The sequence below is a fragment of the Nocardia sp. NBC_01388 genome, assembly GCF_045040085.1.
Lineage (GTDB): Bacteria > Actinomycetota > Actinomycetes > Mycobacteriales > Mycobacteriaceae > Nocardia.
Window position 1 is genome coordinate 5,115,974 of sequence record NZ_CP109553.1, and the last position, 17,783, is coordinate 5,133,756.

General features: G+C 65.9%; 14 protein-coding genes and 1 pseudogene. 7 read left to right on the forward strand and 8 right to left on the reverse strand.

Features of this window, described 5'->3' with window-relative positions:
* Positions 1-171: 171 nt before the first annotated feature.
* A pseudogene (locus OG716_RS25155) lies at positions 172-594 on the forward strand (putative sulfate exporter family transporter); the annotation flags it as partial.
* Here OG716_RS25155 and OG716_RS25160 read toward each other — a convergent pair.
* Positions 595-1,761, reverse strand: coding sequence for a lipase family protein (locus tag OG716_RS25160; RefSeq protein ID WP_405133207.1), 1,167 nt, complete (start codon positions 1,759-1,761; stop codon positions 595-597).
* A gap of 201 nt (positions 1,762-1,962) precedes the next feature.
* Here OG716_RS25160 and OG716_RS25165 point away from each other — a divergent pair, with 201 nt between their 5' ends.
* A complete protein-coding gene (locus tag OG716_RS25165; RefSeq protein ID WP_405133208.1) occupies positions 1,963-2,556 on the forward strand; it encodes an NADPH-dependent FMN reductase in 594 nt (197 codons plus the stop codon).
* 72 nt (positions 2,557-2,628) lie between these two features.
* Here OG716_RS25165 and OG716_RS25170 read toward each other — a convergent pair whose 3' ends face one another.
* Positions 2,629-3,435 carry an SAM-dependent methyltransferase gene (locus OG716_RS25170; protein ID WP_405133209.1) on the reverse strand — a complete coding sequence of 269 codons (807 nt, stop codon included), beginning with the start codon at positions 3,433-3,435 and terminating at the stop codon, positions 2,629-2,631.
* Between the two features lie 121 nt (positions 3,436-3,556).
* Here OG716_RS25170 and OG716_RS25175 point away from each other — a divergent pair, with 121 nt between their 5' ends.
* Positions 3,557-4,873 (forward strand): diguanylate cyclase domain-containing protein, encoded by a 1,317-nt coding sequence (locus OG716_RS25175; protein ID WP_405133210.1) that lies wholly within the window; start codon positions 3,557-3,559, stop codon positions 4,871-4,873.
* A 14-nt stretch (positions 4,874-4,887) separates the two neighbouring features.
* Here OG716_RS25175 and OG716_RS25180 read toward each other — a convergent pair whose 3' ends face one another.
* From OG716_RS25180 to OG716_RS25190, 3 genes are all read right to left on the reverse strand, one after another.
* Positions 4,888-5,745 (reverse strand): DUF5995 family protein, encoded by an 858-nt coding sequence (locus OG716_RS25180; RefSeq protein ID WP_405133211.1) that lies wholly within the window; start codon positions 5,743-5,745, stop codon positions 4,888-4,890.
* A 171-nt stretch (positions 5,746-5,916) separates the two neighbouring features.
* Entirely contained in the window at positions 5,917-7,809 is a 1,893-nt protein-coding gene (gene fadD32, locus OG716_RS25185) for a long-chain-fatty-acid--AMP ligase FadD32 (RefSeq protein ID WP_405139893.1), read from the reverse strand.
* Positions 7,810-7,932: 123 nt separating this feature from the next.
* Positions 7,933-9,192, reverse strand: a complete 1,260-nt coding sequence (locus tag OG716_RS25190; RefSeq protein WP_405133212.1) for a KasA/KasB family beta-ketoacyl-ACP synthase — start codon at positions 9,190-9,192, stop codon at positions 7,933-7,935.
* A 303-nt stretch (positions 9,193-9,495) separates the two neighbouring features.
* Between OG716_RS25190 and OG716_RS25195 the strand changes: the two genes are divergently transcribed.
* On the forward strand, positions 9,496-10,494 hold the full coding sequence (locus OG716_RS25195; RefSeq protein WP_405133213.1) for an acyl-ACP desaturase: 999 nt from the start codon (positions 9,496-9,498) through the stop codon (positions 10,492-10,494).
* 154 nt (positions 10,495-10,648) lie between these two features.
* Positions 10,649-11,095 carry a nitroreductase/quinone reductase family protein gene (locus OG716_RS25200; RefSeq protein ID WP_405133214.1) on the forward strand — a complete coding sequence of 149 codons (447 nt, stop codon included), beginning with the start codon at positions 10,649-10,651 and terminating at the stop codon, positions 11,093-11,095.
* A gap of 13 nt (positions 11,096-11,108) precedes the next feature.
* On the opposite strand, the gene OG716_RS25205 is transcribed toward OG716_RS25200, so the two are convergent.
* From OG716_RS25205 to OG716_RS25215, 3 genes are all read right to left on the reverse strand, one after another.
* A complete protein-coding gene (locus tag OG716_RS25205; protein ID WP_405133215.1) occupies positions 11,109-11,942 on the reverse strand; it encodes a DUF72 domain-containing protein in 834 nt (277 codons plus the stop codon).
* 10 nt (positions 11,943-11,952) lie between these two features.
* A complete protein-coding gene (glpK, locus tag OG716_RS25210; RefSeq protein ID WP_405139895.1) occupies positions 11,953-13,467 on the reverse strand; it encodes a glycerol kinase GlpK in 1,515 nt (504 codons plus the stop codon).
* A gap of 106 nt (positions 13,468-13,573) precedes the next feature.
* Entirely contained in the window at positions 13,574-14,338 is a 765-nt protein-coding gene (locus tag OG716_RS25215) for an IclR family transcriptional regulator (RefSeq protein WP_405133216.1), read from the reverse strand.
* 150 nt (positions 14,339-14,488) lie between these two features.
* On the opposite strand from OG716_RS25215, the gene glpK (OG716_RS25220) reads away from it, so the two are divergent.
* Together glpK (OG716_RS25220) and glpD are read left to right on the forward strand one after the other, a co-directional pair.
* A complete protein-coding gene (glpK, locus tag OG716_RS25220; protein WP_405133217.1) occupies positions 14,489-16,021 on the forward strand; it encodes a glycerol kinase GlpK in 1,533 nt (510 codons plus the stop codon).
* 58 nt (positions 16,022-16,079) lie between these two features.
* Positions 16,080-17,759, forward strand: coding sequence for a glycerol-3-phosphate dehydrogenase (gene glpD, locus OG716_RS25225; RefSeq protein WP_405133218.1), 1,680 nt, complete (start codon positions 16,080-16,082; stop codon positions 17,757-17,759).
* Positions 17,760-17,783: the final 24 nt, after the last annotated feature.

Here is a 17,783-nt window from a genome sequence, read left to right on the forward strand (position 1 = left end):
GCAAATCTGTGGCACTGATGAGGCGGTACCGCGGTGTATTTCTGTTTGAAGGCAGTGGTGACGAATACCAAATCATGGCCCGATGCCCTCGGCCGGCTCGGTGCCGACTGGCGGTCCGTGATCGTGGCGGGTACGGCGACAGTGCTCGCCGTATTCGACGCCCCGCCCAACGGATCGCACTTCGTGCTCGGGGATGCGGCAAAGCTGGGTGGTACCAGCATCATTCAGATCCTGGTCGATATGACGGTGTCCGGGGCCGTCATTCTGAGCGTGGCCCGGCTGCTCGGACTCTCGGGCAAGCTCGGATCGCTGCTGGCGATCGGCACCGCGAACTGTGACGTCTCGGTGGTCTCGGCGCTCGCGACCGCGCACTGGCCGAACAAAGCGCAGGTCACAAATCTGGGCAACCTGTCACGCTGGGCGTTCCTGCTCACCTTCGCAGGCGTGGGGCTGAACACCAATATCCGCGAGCCGGCCCGCACCGGCTGGCGACCGCTGGTGGTCGCCGTGATCGGGCTGGTGACAGTAGCGGTGGTCTCGCTGGGTTTGGTGTTGTTCACCTCTCGCGTCCCGCATGGGAACGTCGGAGTCTGATCAGGCTCCGCGCTGCATCTGCATCGACTGGACGTCCTCGAAACGCTCGGCCAGAAAGCGCATGGCCGGGCCCGCGAAAGACAGTGCGCCGGTGATGTGTTCGCGGCGCGGCATGGACAGCATGGTGACGTCCACGCCGAGGGCCTTCCAGTCCTGCGCGAGCCGCACGGCCTGCGGATACGGAATGATCTGCTCGGCGGTACCGCCCGCGACCAGCACCGGGGCGGCGGGGGCGAGTGAACCGAGCTTGTTCTCGCGCAGGCGCACTCGGACTTCCGGCACCTCGAACGGCATGCGGTGGCAGTAGGTGGAGACCCGCTTGGGCACGAAGGCGCCCAGGCCGATGCCCACCAGCGCGGCGGGAATCGCGTGCGTCCGGCGGAAGATCGCCGCCAGCGCGCGGCCCTGCGGCTTGAGGTACTGCAGCACATCGAGTTCCGGGTAGGCGGCATCCAGACCGAGCACGCCGTAGAACAGCAGGAATGCGTAGGGACTGCCGTCGAGGAAGGCGATCATGTCTTCCAGATCGGCGGGGGCCGAGCCGACCACGCCGCCGGCCAGCGGCAGATCGGGTGCGTAGCCGGGCTGCAATTGCAGCGCCCAGCCTGCGGCGCAACCGCCTTCGGAATAGCCGTAGATGCCGAGCGGGCCGTTCGGGTCCAGTCCCGCGGCGGTCAGGCGGCGCGCGGCGCGCATGCTGTCGAGCACCGACGGTCCCAGTGCGCGGCCCATGACGTACGGGTGCGTGCCGGGATTGCCCAATCCCGGATAGTCGGTGATGGCGAGAGCCCAGCCGCGGCGCAGGGCGGCGGTGATGAAGACCGATTCGTATTCGAGGCCGACGCGCAGCTGCCAGGAGGCGGCGGCGACCTTATCGGCCAGCCCCTGGGTGCCCACGGCGTAACCGATCAGCGGCCGCGAACCTTCGCCGCGCCACGGCTCGCGCGGCACCAGCACGGTGCCGGTGACCTGTATCGGCGCACCGGAAGCATCGGCAGAGGTATATCTGATGCGCCACGCGCGGGCGGGAAGTCGCAGGCCGGGCAGCAGATGCGCGGTCATGGGCTCCGCCGACAGCAGCCGACCCGGGACAGGTCCGGCTGTTGTCGCCGTGGACCTGCCGCTACCGACCGCCGCCTCGTCGAAGCGGTTGGTGAATGCAGTCATCTTTGTCTGCCCTTCTCGCGCCAAACACTCTCTATGCAGTTGTCGCGCAATCGAATCCACTTGTTAACAACTGTCCCGGACAGCGCGCCATTCCCGCCACGATACCGAAAATGAGAGAAAGTGACAGGCCGTGATGCAACCGCTCCCACTCGGTGGGACAGCTCACTGCGGCCGAGACCGAACGGCGAGCTGAATAACGGTGTGCGAAATACCGAGCCGCCCGCGCCTGTTGGCCGCTACGTGACCACTCCGCTGCGCATTCTGCTGATCTCGGGCAGCACCCGGGACAGTTCCACCAATACCGCCGCACTCCGCACCGTGGCAGCGCTCGCCCCGGCCGATATCGAAGCGACGCTGTACGACGGGCTGGTCGGCCTGCCCGCGTTCATTCCGGGAGACGAGGCCGCACCCGCCGCCGTCGAAGCACTGCGCAAGCGAATCGGCGCGGCCGACGCCGTCCTCATCAGCGCCCCCGAATACGCGGGCATGATCCCGGGCAGCCTCAAGAACCTCCTGGAATGGACCGTCGGCACCGGCGATCTGGTGGACAAACCGGTCGCATGGATCAATGTCGCCTTCCCCGGACGCGGCGATGCGGCCGTCGAGACACTGCGCACGGTCCTCGGATACGTGAGCGCCGATATCGTCGAATCCGCCTGCGGCCGAATCACCGTGCTGCGGGAGCAACTCGGGCCGGACGGGCTGGTCGAGGATGCGGAGGTACGCGACCAACTGGGCGAGGTACTGCCCGCGCTCGCAGCGCATGTGCGCGAGAAGGATTCAAGCCGGGCGTAGCGGCGGCGGCTCCACCCGCCGTGCACACCGCAGGTGAATCATTTACCAGTCCAACGGCCGTGTCCGGCGAGTTCAGTCCTTGCGGGCGAGCCCGCCGTACGCGCCGGAGCTCTCCGGATGCTCGCCGACATCGGCGGGATCCTCCGGGCGCCACAGCGGCAGGTGCACCAGGCCCGGCTCGAGCAGCGTCCAGTCGTAGAAGTAGGTCGCGATCTCGTCCTTGCCGCGCAGCACGATCTCGGTGGAGGTGCGGCCCGAAAGCTTCTGCGCCTCCAGCACTTCCGCCGGCTGACCGTCGGAGGTGGCGTGCGTGATGGCGACGTAGCTGCCGGGCGCGCAAACCTCGAGCAGGCGTGCGACGGCCGCGGCGGGCGCACTTTCGTCCGGCACGAAATGCAGTACACCGAGCAGCAATACGGCGATCGGTCGATCGAAGTCCAGCAGCTTGGTCACTTCCGGCGCGGCCAGGATCGAATCCGGTTGTGCCACATCACCGTGGATGACGGCCGCGAGCGGATTGCCCTCCAGGATCGCCTGGCTGTGCGCCACGGCCACCGGGTCGATATCGACGTAAACGACTCGCGCTTCGGGGTTTCGGGCCTGCGCGACCTCGTGCACATTGCCGACGGTGGGGATGCCCGAGCCCAGATCGAGGAACTGGTCGATGCCCGCATCGGTCAGGAAGCGCACCGCGCGGCGCAGCAGATCCCGGTTCGCGCGCATGGTCTCCGCGACATTGGGGGTGAACTTCTCGATCATCTGCGCGAGTTCACGATCGATCTCGAAATTGTGCATGCCGCCGACGAAATAGTCGTACACGCGGGAGGCGCTCGGGCGATCCAGATCGATACCCTCGGGAGCCCAACTCGGTCTGGTCATTCGATCCCACTACCCCTCTCGAACCCACACTGCCAATCCTCAAGCGCCGCAATGGTATCCCACTATGGCCAGCTGGGGCGGGGTTCGCGGGCACCGACCGGCGGGTCTACCATCGACCCTCATGGCGTCGGATTCCGGGGGTGGGCCGGAGCAGGGTGGCCCGCACGCCGACTTGGTCGACCAGTGGGTAGCCGCGCTCGACAGCGGAGCCCGCGATCACGTCGTGCCCATGAGCCGGGACGAGGCCTTCGATCTGATCGCCGGACTGGCCGCGCGCCTGCAGGCCGCCGCCCGCTCCGGAGAATCCGCCGAACAGGTTGCCGAACTCGGGGCACAACTGGCGCGGGCGCACTTCGTCGGCGATGAGGTGCTCGGCCGCAGCGTCTCGGTCCTCAACGCGTACTTCGCTCGGGAGCAGGACATTTCCGGCGCGCGTGCCGCAGAGTTGCTGGGGGCCTTCACCACCGGCTATGTGCGCGCCTTCCGGAGCTGGCTGCTCACCGAACAGGAGAGTGTGCGCGTCGCGGAGATCACGGCCCGGATTCGGGTGCAGGAGCAGTTGCGCGCCAGCGAGGCGCGCTTCCGGGCGGTCTTCGCGCAGGCCGGGATCGGCACCGGACTCTCCGATATGACCGGGCGGATCATCGAGGTCAACAATGCCTTCGCCACCATGCTCGGCTATACGCCGGAGGAGATGAGCGCCCTCGAGGTGACCGAACTCGGCCATCCCGAGGATGATCCGGGCATGTGGCCGCTGTACGCCTCGGTGCTGCGCGGCGATGTCGACAATGCGCAGATGGAGAAGGCCTATCCGCATCGGGACGGGCGCACGGTGTGGACGAATATCAATGTCTCGCTCATTCGGGACGAGCGCGGCGTGCCCCGGTACACGCTCATTCTGGTGGAGGACATCTCCGAGCGGCGAGCCCTGCGCGAGCGCCTGCACTATCGGGCCCATCACGATCAGCTGACCGGGCTGGCCAATCGCTCCCGCTTCTTCGACGCGCTCACCGCCGCCTTCACCGATCCGGACAGCCGGGTGGGGCTCTGCTACGTCGATCTCGACCATTTCAAGGCCGTGAACGACACCTTCGGCCATGCGGTCGGCGATGAACTGCTGGTGCAGGCGGCCGCCCGGCTCGATGACTGCGCCTCCGGCTTCGGGCAGCTGGTGGCCCGCATGGGCGGCGACGAATTCGTCATTCTGGTACCGAATTCCACCGCCGAGGTGGACGAGGTAGCGCGCTGTGTGCGGCACGCCTTCGCGCTGCCCTTCGAAGTGCAGGGGCATCGGCTGACGGTGACCGCCAGCGTGGGCATTGCCGAGGAGTACGCGGCGCACACCACCGCCGACGACCTGCTGCAGGCGGCGGACTACTCCATGTACTGGGCGAAAGCCTCGGGGCGCCGGCGGCGGACCGATACGGCCGCCGGCTAGCTCCGGGTATCGGTTCAGAGGGCGTGCACGTCGGCGAGCACCTGGAAGGCCGCATCGGCGGCATCCGACAGCGCGCGGACCTCCACCGCCGTCGCATCGTGCAGCGCCGGATCCTCCAGTGCCAGGCCGTTTCCGAAGATGACCACATTCGCCCCGAGGTCGGCGGCCACCAGCAGCGGCTTGGTCGCCACACCCTTGCCTACCAGCAGGTCCAGGCCCTCACCGAAGAAGTAGAACCGCCACAGCGGGCCGAGATCGGCGTTGTACACCTGCTTGGTGCGGTCGATGATGACATCACCGGCGCCCGCGATGGACGCCACGATCTTGAAGTAGTCGGCAGCGTTCTCCGGCTTCGAGCCGACCGCGGCGATCGAATACGCGAGATCGACCACGAGGTGCGCGTCGTAGCCCGTCATGGCCACCCGCGCGCCCGACAGCTCACACTGCGCCGCCTGGGCGAAGTACCGCGCCCAGTGCGGTTCGACTGTGCCTCCGGTGAATTCGGCATGCAGATTGTTCAGATAGCGGCTCAGTAGCTCGAGGCTGATGGCATGGGCGTAATCGGTGTTCTGGAAGGCCGCCGGATCGTGCTGCAGCGGCATGACCGCCGCCTGTTCGACCCCGTCCAGCCCGATGCCGAACAGCGCCCGGCGATCCCGGTGCGCCACCAGGATTTCGGTGATCCGGTGATTGCGAGCCACCGCGGTATCCAACCGCTGCAGGGCATCACCGGTCAGATCGGAGGTATCGGAGAGCTCGGCGATGGTCGCCAGCTCATCGGCGGACAGGTCGGTTCCACAGAAGGCCGACGGCACGTCCGCCGCCCCGGATACCGGCGTTCCGGACAGTGTCAGCACGGCCGTGGTTGTCACAAGAAATAACCCGAATCGGGCAGAAGTCCACACGGCGAGAAAGTGTACGGACCGGTCTGACTCTCCACCGATTATGCACCCGGCTGTCAGGCCCCCTTGATGCACCTCGCAAAGGAATCGGAAAAGAAATCGGCCCGCGTGCACGCACGCGGGCCGTAGATCAGAAGTACTTTATTCAGCTACATCCGGGAACGCCTGCTGCCGGTAACCACCGCGCAGCGTGCCCTCCACATATGCCGTCTTACAGGCGCGGCGGGCGATCTTCCCGCTGGAGGTCCGCGGAATCGAACCCGCGGGAACCAGCAGCAGGTCGCGAACCGTCACGCCGTGCCGCTTGGCAATGGCGACGCGCACCGATTCGGCGATCGGCACCGGATCGAGTTTCGCTGCGCCCGTGCCGCGTTCGGCCACTATCACCAATTGCTCCGCGGTATTGCCGGGATCCGGCGCGAGCGCCGAACCGTTCTGGCTGATCACATCGACGGGCAGCTGATTCGCCGAAACCGAGAAGGCCGCAACAAAACCCGGGCGCAGCGCGGTGCTGGACTCCTGTGCGGAGAACTCCAGATCCTGCGGATAGTGATTGCGCCCGTCCACGATCACCAAATCCTTGACGCGGCCGGTGATGTAGAGCTCGCCGCCCAGGTACGCGCCGAAGTCTCCGGTGCGCATCCAATCCGCGTCGTCCGCCGCGCCCTCGGCATGGCTGCCCGGCGACTGCCGGGTGACAAGCCGATTGCGGAAGGTCGCCTCGGATTCCTCGGGGCGGCCCCAGTAACCGATGCCCATATTCTTGCCGTGCAGCCAGATCTCGCCGACCTGCCCGTCGGGCTTCTCGGCATTGGTCTCCGGATCGACGATCACCGCCCACTGCGAGAGCGCCACATAACCGCAGGACACCTGGGACACAGCATTATCCGCATCCGGGTTCACCTCGGTCATGCGACCGGCATTGAGTTCATTGCGGTCGACATAGACCACGCGGGCCGCGTCCTCGCGCCGGGTGGCCGAGACGAACAGCGTCGCCTCCGCCATGCCGTAGCAGGGCTTGATCGCCGTCTTCGGCAGACCGTAGGGCTCGAAGGCGTCGTTGAACTTCTTCATCGACGTCACCGACACCGGCTCACTGCCGTTGATCAGGCCGATCACATTGGACAGGTCGAGCTCCTCCCCCGCCTTGGGGAGGCCGCGGGCCGCCGCATGCTCGAAAGCGAAATTCGGTGCGGCAGCGAAGATCTCGGCGCCGTCCGCCTGTGCGGCCAGCTCCTTGATCCAGCGGTAGGGCCGGCGCACGAAGGCGCTGGGCGACATGATGGTGATGAACTTGCCGCCGATGGTCGGCAGGATGACCGTCAGCAGACCCATATCGTGGAACAGCGGTAGCCAGGTGACGCCACGCGCTTTTTCGGTGATACCGATCGTATTGATCACCTGCAGCAGGTTGGTGCCGACCGCCCGGTGGGTGATCTCCACGCCCGCGGGCGTACGCGTCGAACCCGAGGTGTACTGCAGATAGGCCACGCTGTCGATATTGATGTCCGGGCGCACCCAGGTGTCGCCCACCGAGTCCGGAATCGCTTCCACCGCAATGATTCGCGGCCGCTTCGGCGCGGGCAGACCCCGGAAGATCTCCCGCACTCCGGGTGCGGACGGGCCGACCGTGAGGATGGCTGCGGGTTTGCAATCGTCGAGCACCGCGTGCAATCGGTCGGAGTGACCCTGCTCGTCCGGATCGAAGAGCGGGACCGCGATCGCGCCTGCGTAGACCGCCGCGTACATGGCGACGATGTAGTCGAGCCCTTGCGGCGCAAGGATAGCCACGCGATCGCCAGGCTGCGTGACCTGCTGCAGCCTCGCGGCCACCGCACGCAGCCGGACCCCGAACTCGTTCCAGGTCAGCTCGAAGTACTCACCATCGCGTTCCCGCGAATAGTCGACATAACGGTAGGCGAGCTCATCCCCCTGCGCCGCAGAGTGTTTGTCGACCAGGTCGATCATGGTCTGGTTGCTGGGGATCTTGATATTGCCGTGCTCGTCCAGATAGTCATCAAAGGTCTCGCCGATCATTCCCTATCCTTTTTCAACTCACAGCCATGACTGTGCAGTGACACCGAACAAGAATCGACTCCGAAGCCCGAGAAGTAGCTGGGGCTGGGGAAGACTAGCAGGTGACATGATCCTCGTCACTCAGTACCGGCCAAAGGCCAAGGCAACGTTGTGCCCACCGAACCCGAACGAGTTGTTCAGCGCGTACTCGTAGCTACCGCTACGCGCCTGCCCGCACACCACATCGAGGTCGATCGTAGGGTCCAGATTGTCCAAATTAAGAGTGGGCGGGATGATTCCGTCACGCACGCTCATCACGGTGAGTACCGATTCGAGCGCGCCGACCGCACCGATGGAATGCCCCAGTGCGGACTTGGGAGCGTAGACCGCCGCATGGTTTCCGACGGCCTGATAGATCGCGTTCGCCTCCGCCGCATCGCCGATCGGCGTGGCGGTGGCATGCGCATTGATATGGGAGACATCGGATTTCGAGATTCCGGCATGTTCCATCGCGCGCGTCATCGCGCGGGCGGCGCCGGTGCCCTCCGGATCGGGGGCGACGAGGTGGAAACCGTCGGATGTGATGCCCGCGCCCATGATTCGGGCGTGGATGGTGGCGCCGCGCGCCAGCGCGTGCTCCTCGGTCTCGATGACCATGAGCGCGCCCGCCTCACCGAAAACGAAACCGTCCCGGTCCTTGTCGAACGGACGGGAGGCCGCCTTGGGATCGTGATTGCGCGTGCTCATGGCACGCATCATGGAGAAGCCGGCAATGGGCAGGGCCTGAATGGAACCCTCCACGCCGCCGGTGATCATCATGTCGGCATCGCCCATGACGATCCGCTGCCAGGCATTGGCAATCGCCTCGGAACCGGACGAACAAGCTGAAACAGGCGTTGTCACACCGGCCCTCGCGCCCATCTCCACTCCGACGACCGCCGCCGGCCCGTTCGGCATGATGGTCTGCACGGTCAGCGGAGACACCTTGCGGTAGCCGCCACTGGAGAGTTTGTCGCGCGCGATGATCAGCATTTCCGCGCCGCCCAGACCGGTGCCGATGGCGACGCCGAGGCGATCGCCGTCCACCTCCGGACTGCCGGCATTGCGCCACACCTCGCGCCCGAGCACCAGCGCCATCTGCTCGACGTACGATGTCCGCCGAATCTCTTCACGCTCGAGAACGGAAGTGGGGCAGACCTTCAGATGCCCGCCGATACGCACCGGCAGACCGAAATCGTCGAGGAAACTGTCCTCTAGGACGTCGATTCCGCTCTCGCCGTTGAGTAGTCCCTTCCAGGTCGAATCGACATCACCTGCGATGGAGGTGGTCGCCGCCAGTGCGGTGACAACGACATTCGGGAACTTCCGGCGCTGGGCCGGGGAGGCGTGGCTCGTCTGCATGATCGTTCACTCTCCGTAGCAATGCTCCGGCGAACCAGATTCGATCCGCATGGGCTGTCAAGGACTGGTATGCAACTAGAGAACGCACCCCGCCGGCGAACACTTCGGCGGGGATCAAGCCAATATCCGGCGAACTGGGCTAGATTAGCCGAGGCGAAGCCGACCAGTCTCGTTGCGCGACACGCGGGCAGCCCCGGATCTCTTCCCGGCGGCTCCTTCCCCGCGGCGGCTATCGCCGGATCTCAAGCGCTTTCCACTGCATCATTCCGCAGCGCCGAGCCATTTTGAGGGAGGCACACGATCGTGGCCAGGAATCTGACGCAGCTCGAGTTGCTCATCGAGCTGGAGCCGATTGCCGAAGCGAATGTTAATAGGCATCTATCCATGGCCAAAACCTGGCATCCGCACGACTACGTGCCGTGGGATGCGGGTCGCAACTTCGCAGCAATGGGCGGTGCGGACTGGGATCCCGCTCAGTCCCAGCTCAGCGAGGTCGCCAAGGCCGCAATGATCACCAATCTGCTGACCGAGGACAACCTCCCCAGCTACCATCGGGAGATCTCCGACAACTTCTCCCAGGACGGTCCGTGGGGCACCTGGGTGGGTCGCTGGACAGCCGAGGAGAACCGGCACGGCATCGTGCTCCGGGACTACCTCGTGGTGACCCGCGGCGTCGATCCGGAGGCTTTGGAACAGGCCCGCATGATCCATATGACCAATGGCTACAACGCGACTCAACTCGCGCGTAAGCGCATCGGCACCAATGCGATCCCCTCTGCCGCCGGATTTATGTTCTCTGTCGCATATGTCACATTTCAGGAATTAGCGACGCGCGTTTCGCATCGCAATACTGGCAAAGTGTGCAATGACCCCATAGCGGACAGGATGTTGCAGCGCATCGCCGCGGACGAGAACCTGCACATGATCTTCTATCGCAATATGTGCGCGGCGGCGCTGGACCTGTCCCCGGACCAGGCGATGGAAGCCATCACGCACATCATCCGGGAATTCCAGATGCCCGGGGCGGGGATGCCCAACTTCCGGCGCAATGGCGTGCTCATGGCCAAACACGGCATCTACGATCTCCGGCAGCATTTGGAGGAAGTGGTGCTGCCCGTGCTCAAGAAGTGGAATATCTTCGAACGCAATGACTTCGGCCCGCGCGGCGATCAGCTGCGCAATGAGCTCGGAGCATTTGTCGACACGTTGCACGAGGACGTGCGCAAGTTCGAGGAACAGCGCGACCGATCGCTCGCCCGCGATGCGGTACGCGCCGAGCGTGCCGGTGCACTGATCGGCTGAGGCGTATGAAGGACTGCACCGCAGCGGAATTGGATCCGGTGCGGTGCGCTCCTGTTTCAGGGTTCTCCCGGATTCGCCCGCGCCCGTATTTCGGTAGCTTCGAATCGTGCAGTAGCCGCGAAGGCTGTGCCGCCACACGATCCAGGGGGATCCAATGACCACGACATCGACACCGCCTACCGTTCCGGGCTACGTGAACTGGGTGGTCAAGCGCATATTGCGATCGCCTCTGCATCGGGTGATGAGCCGTAACACCATGCTGCTGAACTTCACCGGGCGCAAGACCGGCAAGCAATACACCGCGGTGGTCAGATACGTCCGCGAGGGAGATCTCGTCAGCTGCTATACCGACAGCAAGTGGTGGATCAATCTCCGGGGCGGGGCTCCGGTGGAGCTGCTGATCGGCGGTAAGACGTTGTCCGGAACAGCCACGGTGGTAAAGGATCTCGCGATCGTGACGGCGAGCCTGACCTCGTTCCTGGAAGCCACTCCCTCGGACTCCAAGTACTACGGCGTGGGCCGGGACGCCGGGGGGCGGCCGAAGGCCGAGGACCTTCGGAGCGCGGCCGAGATCACGACTCTGGTTCAGATCGCGCTCTGACGCAGCCGACTCGTCAGAACAAAGTCATCGGGTCGGTGGGGACGGGGTCCGGGAGGGGCTCCAGTTCGGGCAGCCGGGTGCGGACTTCGGCGTGGAAGCGGCGGGCCAGGGTGCGGGCTGCCGCATTGTCGGGGGTGTGGATGAAGACGGTGGGAGAGCGGCCTTCTCGGAGCCATTCGACGGTCTGCTCCACCCAGGGCGCCCAGCCCGCGACGGTGCGGCCGGTGTCGTCGGGACCGTGGTAGCGGACGATCGGGTATTCGGTGAGGGCGCGGAGACGACGCGGGAGGCGGGGCTTCTTGGATCGGGCTTCGTGTTCGGCGGCGCTGGCGGCCGGAGCGGAGAACAGGACGGTGGTGTCGAAGGGGATCCATTCGGCGCCCGCGTTCTCCAGGACGGCCTCCAGTTGGGCTATGGCTCGGGGGTTTTCGAAGAATGCCGGGTGCCGCACCTCGACTGCCGCCCGATAGTGCGGCGGCAGTGCCTCCAGCAGATTCGCGAGTGCGGTGAGGTCGGCGAAAGAGCCGGGGAGCTGAATCCACAGGGCGTGCAGGCGGCGGCCGAGCGGTTCGACGGCATCGAGGAAGGCGTTCATCTCATTGTCGATGCCGGCAAGACGGCGCTCGTGAGTGACGGTGCGGGGCAACTTCATTACGAAGCGGAAGTCCGGATCGGTTTGGCGGGCCCAGGATTCCACGGTGCGGCGCTGCGGTGTGGCGTAGAAGGTCGTATTGCCCTCCACCGCATTGCACCAGGAGGAGTAGGTGCGCAGGCGTTTTGCCGGGGGCAATGGGCGCTCCTGCCACTCCGGGTGAGTCCACATTGCGCATCCCACGTACAACCGCATATCTCACACGTTAGGTCAAGGGCCGCTTTGGCCGCAGCCAACCGAAGGTAAGCTCCACCGCACGCTTCCAGTTGTCGTACTCCTCGTCCCGCAGGGTGGGATCCATGCGCGGCACCCACTGGGCCGCCACCCGCCAGTTATGGCGCAGGCCTTCGAGATCCGGCCAATATCCGACCGCCAGGCCTGCGGCGTAGGCCGCGCCGAGCGAGACGGTTTCGGCGACGATCGGCCGCATGACCGGAATATCGAGCACATCGGCGACGATCTGCATGAGCAGATTGTCGGAGGTCATACCGCCGGCGACGCGCAGGGCGTCCGCGCGCAGTCCGGCATCGGCGTTCATGGCCTCGAGCACATCGCGGGTCTGCCAGGCGGTGGCCTCCAGCACGGCTCGGGCTATGTGGCCCTTGGTGATATATGACGTGAGGCCGATGAGCAGGCCCCGGGCATCACTGCGCCAGTGTGGCGCGTACAGGCCGGAGAAGGCGGGGACGAGGTAGCAGCCGCCGTTGTCTTCGACTGTGCCCGCGAGGGTTTCGATCTCCGGAGCACTGGCGATCAGGCCGATATTGTCGCGCAGCCACTGCACCAGTGAGCCGGTCACGGCAATCGGCCCTTCGAGGGCGTAGACCGGATCGAGGCCCACCTGGTAGCCGATGGTGGTCAGCAGGCCGTGCTGGGAGCGGATCAATTCCCGGCCGGTGTTCATCAGCAGGAAACCGCCTGTGCCATAGGTACATTCGGTCTCACCCGGCGCGAAGCAGGTCTGGCCGAACAACGCGGCGTGCTGGTCGCCGAGAGCGGCGGCAATGCGCACGCCGGGGACCACCCGGCGGGCGACGCCGAATTCACCGGTCGAGGGTTCGATGCGCGGGAGCATGGCGTTCGGAATACCGAAGAAGCGCAGCAGTTCATCGTCCCAGGCCAGGGTGGTGAGGTTCATCAGCAGGGTGCGACCGGCATTGGTCACATCGGTGACGTGCTCACCGTGATCCGCACCGCCGGTGAGATTCCAGATGAGCCAGGTCTCCATGGTGCCGAACAGGACGTCGCCGCGTTCGGCGCGCTCGCGCAGGCCGGGGACGGAATCGAGCAGCCAGCGCAGCCGGGGCGCGGCGAAGTAGGTGGCCAGCGGGAGCCCGCAGAGTTCCCGAATGCGTTGCGCCCCCGGGGATTCCCGCAGCCGCTCGACCAATTCCTCGGTGCGCACGTCCTGCCAGACGATGGCGCGGCCGATGGGGGTGCCGGTGCGGCGGTCCCACACCACGGTGGTCTCGCGCTGATTGGCAATGCCGACCGCCGCCACCTGATCGACGGTGATGGCCGAATCACGCAGTGCCGCAGGGACGATCTTCTCCACGGTGCGCCAGATCTCCAGCGCGTCCTGCTCCACCCAGCCGGGGTGCGGATAGTGCTGACGGTGTTCGCGCTGCGCGACGCCGACCAGGCGGGCGCGCTGATCGAACAGGATGCAGCGGGTGGAGGTGGTGCCCTGATCGATCGCAAGCACATACCGTTGCGTCATCCGCGTCCGCTCCCGTCCTGAGTCATTGCGCGGCACCGAAATGTCATTGCGCAGCACCGAGATCTCATTGCGCAGCACCGAGATCTCATTGCGCAGCACCGAGATGTCATTGCGCCACACCGAGATCCCGTGACACTGCCTGTGCAGCATCGCGCACCTGGCCGACCAGCGCCGGGCGCAGGCGGAGTTGGCCGTCACAGAGGTGCTCGATCGGACCGGTAATGCCGAGCGCGCCCACCACCAGGCCGCCGCGGGCCCGAATCGGCGCGGCGATACCGGCCTCGCCCGAGCGGTACTCCCCTATCTCACCGGCCCAGCCGGTGCGGCGGACCTCGGTCAGCGCCCGGCCGAGCGCGGCCTTGTCGACAATGGTGCGGTGCGTGAGAGCGGGCAGGTCGCCATCTTTGACGGTCGCCGCGAGTTCGGCGTCATAGGCGAGCAGCACCTTGCCGAGCGCGGTCGCGTACGGCGGCAATACTTCTCCCACGTCCAGCGCCTGTGCGGTGTTGTCCGGCCGGAAGACGTGATGGATCACCGTCACCGCGCCGTGCACCGGTGCGGCGATGCGCACCGATTCCCCGCTGCGCGCGGCGAGGGCGTCGGCCCGGTTGATGGCCCGGGAGCGCAGTTCATTGGTGTCGATATAACCCGCGCCCAATGACCCCAGCGCCGAACCCAACTGGTACTTGCCGGTGATCGGGTCCTGATCGATGAAACCCACACCCTGCAGGGTCTTGAGAATGCCGTGCGCGGTCGGTTTGGCCAGGCCCAGCGCCGCCGCGATCTCCCCCACGCCCATCCGCCCGGAGCCGCGCGCGAGCAGGCGCAACATGGCCGCCGCACGCTCGATCGACTGAATCGGACCCGGCATGTCCGTAACCTATCAGCAAACCGTTCGGCATTGTCGAACGGCTGACCTGTCAAGGAACGCCCGCAGTTCGTAGCGTTGACGTCGGGCCCGGCGGCGACCGTGCTCACCAGCGCAAACGGACTCAAAGACGAGTATCCGGAAAGGACCGCGATGACGCAGTACGTCGGAGCCATCGACCAAGGCACGACCTCCACGCGATTCATGGTGTTCGATCACGACGGCAATGTGGTTGCCCGCCATCAGCTCGAACATGAGCAGATCATGCCGCAGGCCGGCTGGGTGGAACACAATCCGGACGAGATCTGGGAACGCACCCGGACCGTGATCAAGAGCGCGCTGGCGGGCGCCAAACTCACGGCGGGTGATCTCACCGCCGTCGGCGTCACCAATCAGCGCGAGACCACCATCGTGTGGAACCGGCGCACCGGACGCCCCTATTACAACGCCATCGTCTGGCAGGACACCCGTACCGATCGCATCATCTCGGACCTGAACAAGGCCGGGCACGGCGAGCTGATCCGGCGCAAGGCCGGACTGCCGCCCGCACCGTACTTCTCCGGCGGCAAGCTGAAGTGGATTCTCGAAAACGTCCCCGGCGTAAGGGAAGACGCCGAGAACGGCGATGCGCTCTTCGGCACCCCGGACTCCTGGTTGATCTGGAATCTCACCGGCGGCGCGCGCGACGGCGTGCACATCACCGATCCGACCAATGCCTCGCGGACCATGCTCATGGATCTCGAAACCCTGGACTGGGACGAGGAATTGCTGTCGGTCTTCGGAATTCCGCGGGCCATGCTGCCCGCCATCGCGCCGTCGTCCAATCCGGACGGGTTCGGCACCACCAATCCGGACGGCCCGTTCAAGGGCTCCGTGCGCATAACCGGTGTGCTCGGCGATCAGCAGGCCGCCACCGTCGGGCAGGTATGCTTCCGGCCGGGTGAGGCCAAAAACACTTATGGCACAGGGAATTTCCTGATGCTCAATACCGGTACGGAGATTGTGCACTCCAAGCACGGGCTCTTGACCACCGTCGCCTACCAGTTCGGCGACGAGAAGCCGGTGTACGCGCTCGAGGGTTCGATCGCCGTCACCGGATCGGCCGTGCAGTGGCTGCGCGATCAGCTCGGAATCATTTCCGGCGCTTCGCAAATCGAGCGGCTGGCCAGTCAGGTCAGCGATACCGGGGGCGTGTACTTCGTGCCCGCCTTCTCGGGACTCTTCGCGCCGTACTGGCGACCCGATGCGCGCGGCGCCGTGCTCGGCCTGTCCCGCTACAGCAATAATGCCCACTTGGCCAGGGCCACACTGGAATCCATCTGCTACCAGACCCGCGATGTGGTCGAGGCCATGCAGCAGGACTCCGGGGTGAAGCTGGAGACCCTGCGGGTGGACGGCGGTGTCACCGCCAATGAACTGGCCATGCAGATCCAGGCCGATTTCCTCGGCGTCCCGGTGTCACGGCCGATGGTCCCGGAGACCACCGCACTCGGCGCGGCCTATGCCGCCGGTCTGGCCACCGGATTCTGGAACAACACAGACGAACTCGTCGCCAACTGGCACGAGGACAAGAACTGGCAGCCCACCTGGAGCGAAAAGCAGCGGCAACGCGGCTACGCCCGCTGGCTGAAGGCTGTCTCGCGCACCCTCGACTGGGTCGATATCGACGATGACGACGAGGACTGACGCGCCCCATGACTCAAGAGAGCCATTTGAAGTGAGCACCGATAACAAGGAGCATTTCGTGTCCGCACAATTGGATCCTGCCTACCGCACCCGGGCGATCGATGCACTCGGCGACACCGAGATCGACGTCCTGGTCATCGGTGGCGGCGTGACCGGCGCCGGCGCCGCCCTCGATGCCGCCGCGCGCGGCCTGTCCGTCACCCTGGTCGAGGCCCGCGACTTCGCGGCCGGTACCTCCAGCCGTTCCTCCAAACTCATCCACGGTGGCCTGCGCTACCTGGAGCAGCTCGACTTCGCCCTGGTCCGTGAGGCTTTGAAGGAACGCGGGCTGCTACTGAACAAGATCGCCCCGCACCTGGTGCATCCGGTGTCCTTCCTGTTCCCGTTGCAGCATCGCGTCTGGGAGCGCGCGTACATCGGCGCGGGCGTGGCGCTCTACGACACCCTCGGCGGTGCCCGCGCGGTGCCCATGCACCGGCACCTGACCCGTACCAGCGCACTGGAATTGGCTCCGGCGCTGAAGGAAGACGCCATGACCGGCGCCATCCGCTACTACGACGCACAGGTCGACGACGCCCGCCACACCATGATGCTGGCCCGCACCGCCGCCCAGCACGGCGCGACGGTGCTCACCCGGACCAAGGTGACCGGGCTGCTGCGCGACGGCGAGCAGGTGGTCGGCGCGCGGGTTCTGGACCTGGAAACCGGTCTGGAGCACACCATTCGGGCCCGCACCGTGATCAGCGCCACCGGCGTGTGGACCGATGACATGATCAAGATGACCGGTGTGGAATTCCCGTTCCACGTGCGCATGTCCAAGGGCGTGCACATCATGGTGCCGCGCGAGCGGCTGAATATGAACACCGGACTGATCATGCGCACCGAGAAGTCCGTGCTGTTCGTGATTCCGTGGGCCGAGCACTGGATCATCGGCACCACCGATACCGAGTGGTCGCTGGACAAGAACCACCCGACCGCCAGCGCCGCGGATGTGCAGTACATTCTCGACCACATCAATTCGCTGCTGCGCGAACCGATTACGCGTGCCGATATCGTCGGCACCTACGCCGGACTGCGGCCGCTCATGACCGGCGCCTCGAAGGAGACCTCGAAGCTCTCGCGCGAGCACGCGGTCGCCGAGCCTGCGCCCGGCCTGTTCGTCATCGCGGGCGGCAAGTACACCACCTACCGGGTGATGGCCGCCGATGTGGTCGATGCCGCCGCCGCGCGACTGGGCAGTGACGCACCGTCGTCGGTGACCGAGAGCCTGCCGCTGCTGGGCGCGGTCGGCTACCAGGACATGCTCGACGATGTGCGAGCGGTCGCACTGCGCGCCGAGCTGCCGATCGAAACCGTCGAGCACCTGCTCGGCCGGTACGGTTCGCTCACCGAGAGCCTTTTCGATCTGATCGCCGCGGTTCCCGCACTGCGCCAGCCGATTTCGGGCGCCGAGGACTACATTGCCGCCGAGGCCGTGTACGCCGTCACCCACGAGGGCGCGCTGCACCTCGACGACGTCCTGACCCGCCGCACCCGCATCTCCATCGAGGTGCCGGACCGCGGCTTGCGGGCGGCTCCCGAGATCGCGCGGCTCATCGCCCCGCATCTGGGCTGGGATGCCGAGCGGACCAATGCCGAGATCAACCAGTACTTCGACCGCGTGCACGCCGAACTGGCGGCCAATGCGGCCGATGATGACGAGGCGGCCAATGCGGCCCGCCTGCTCGCGGTCAGCTGACTCGTCCCGGACCCGATTCCAGTC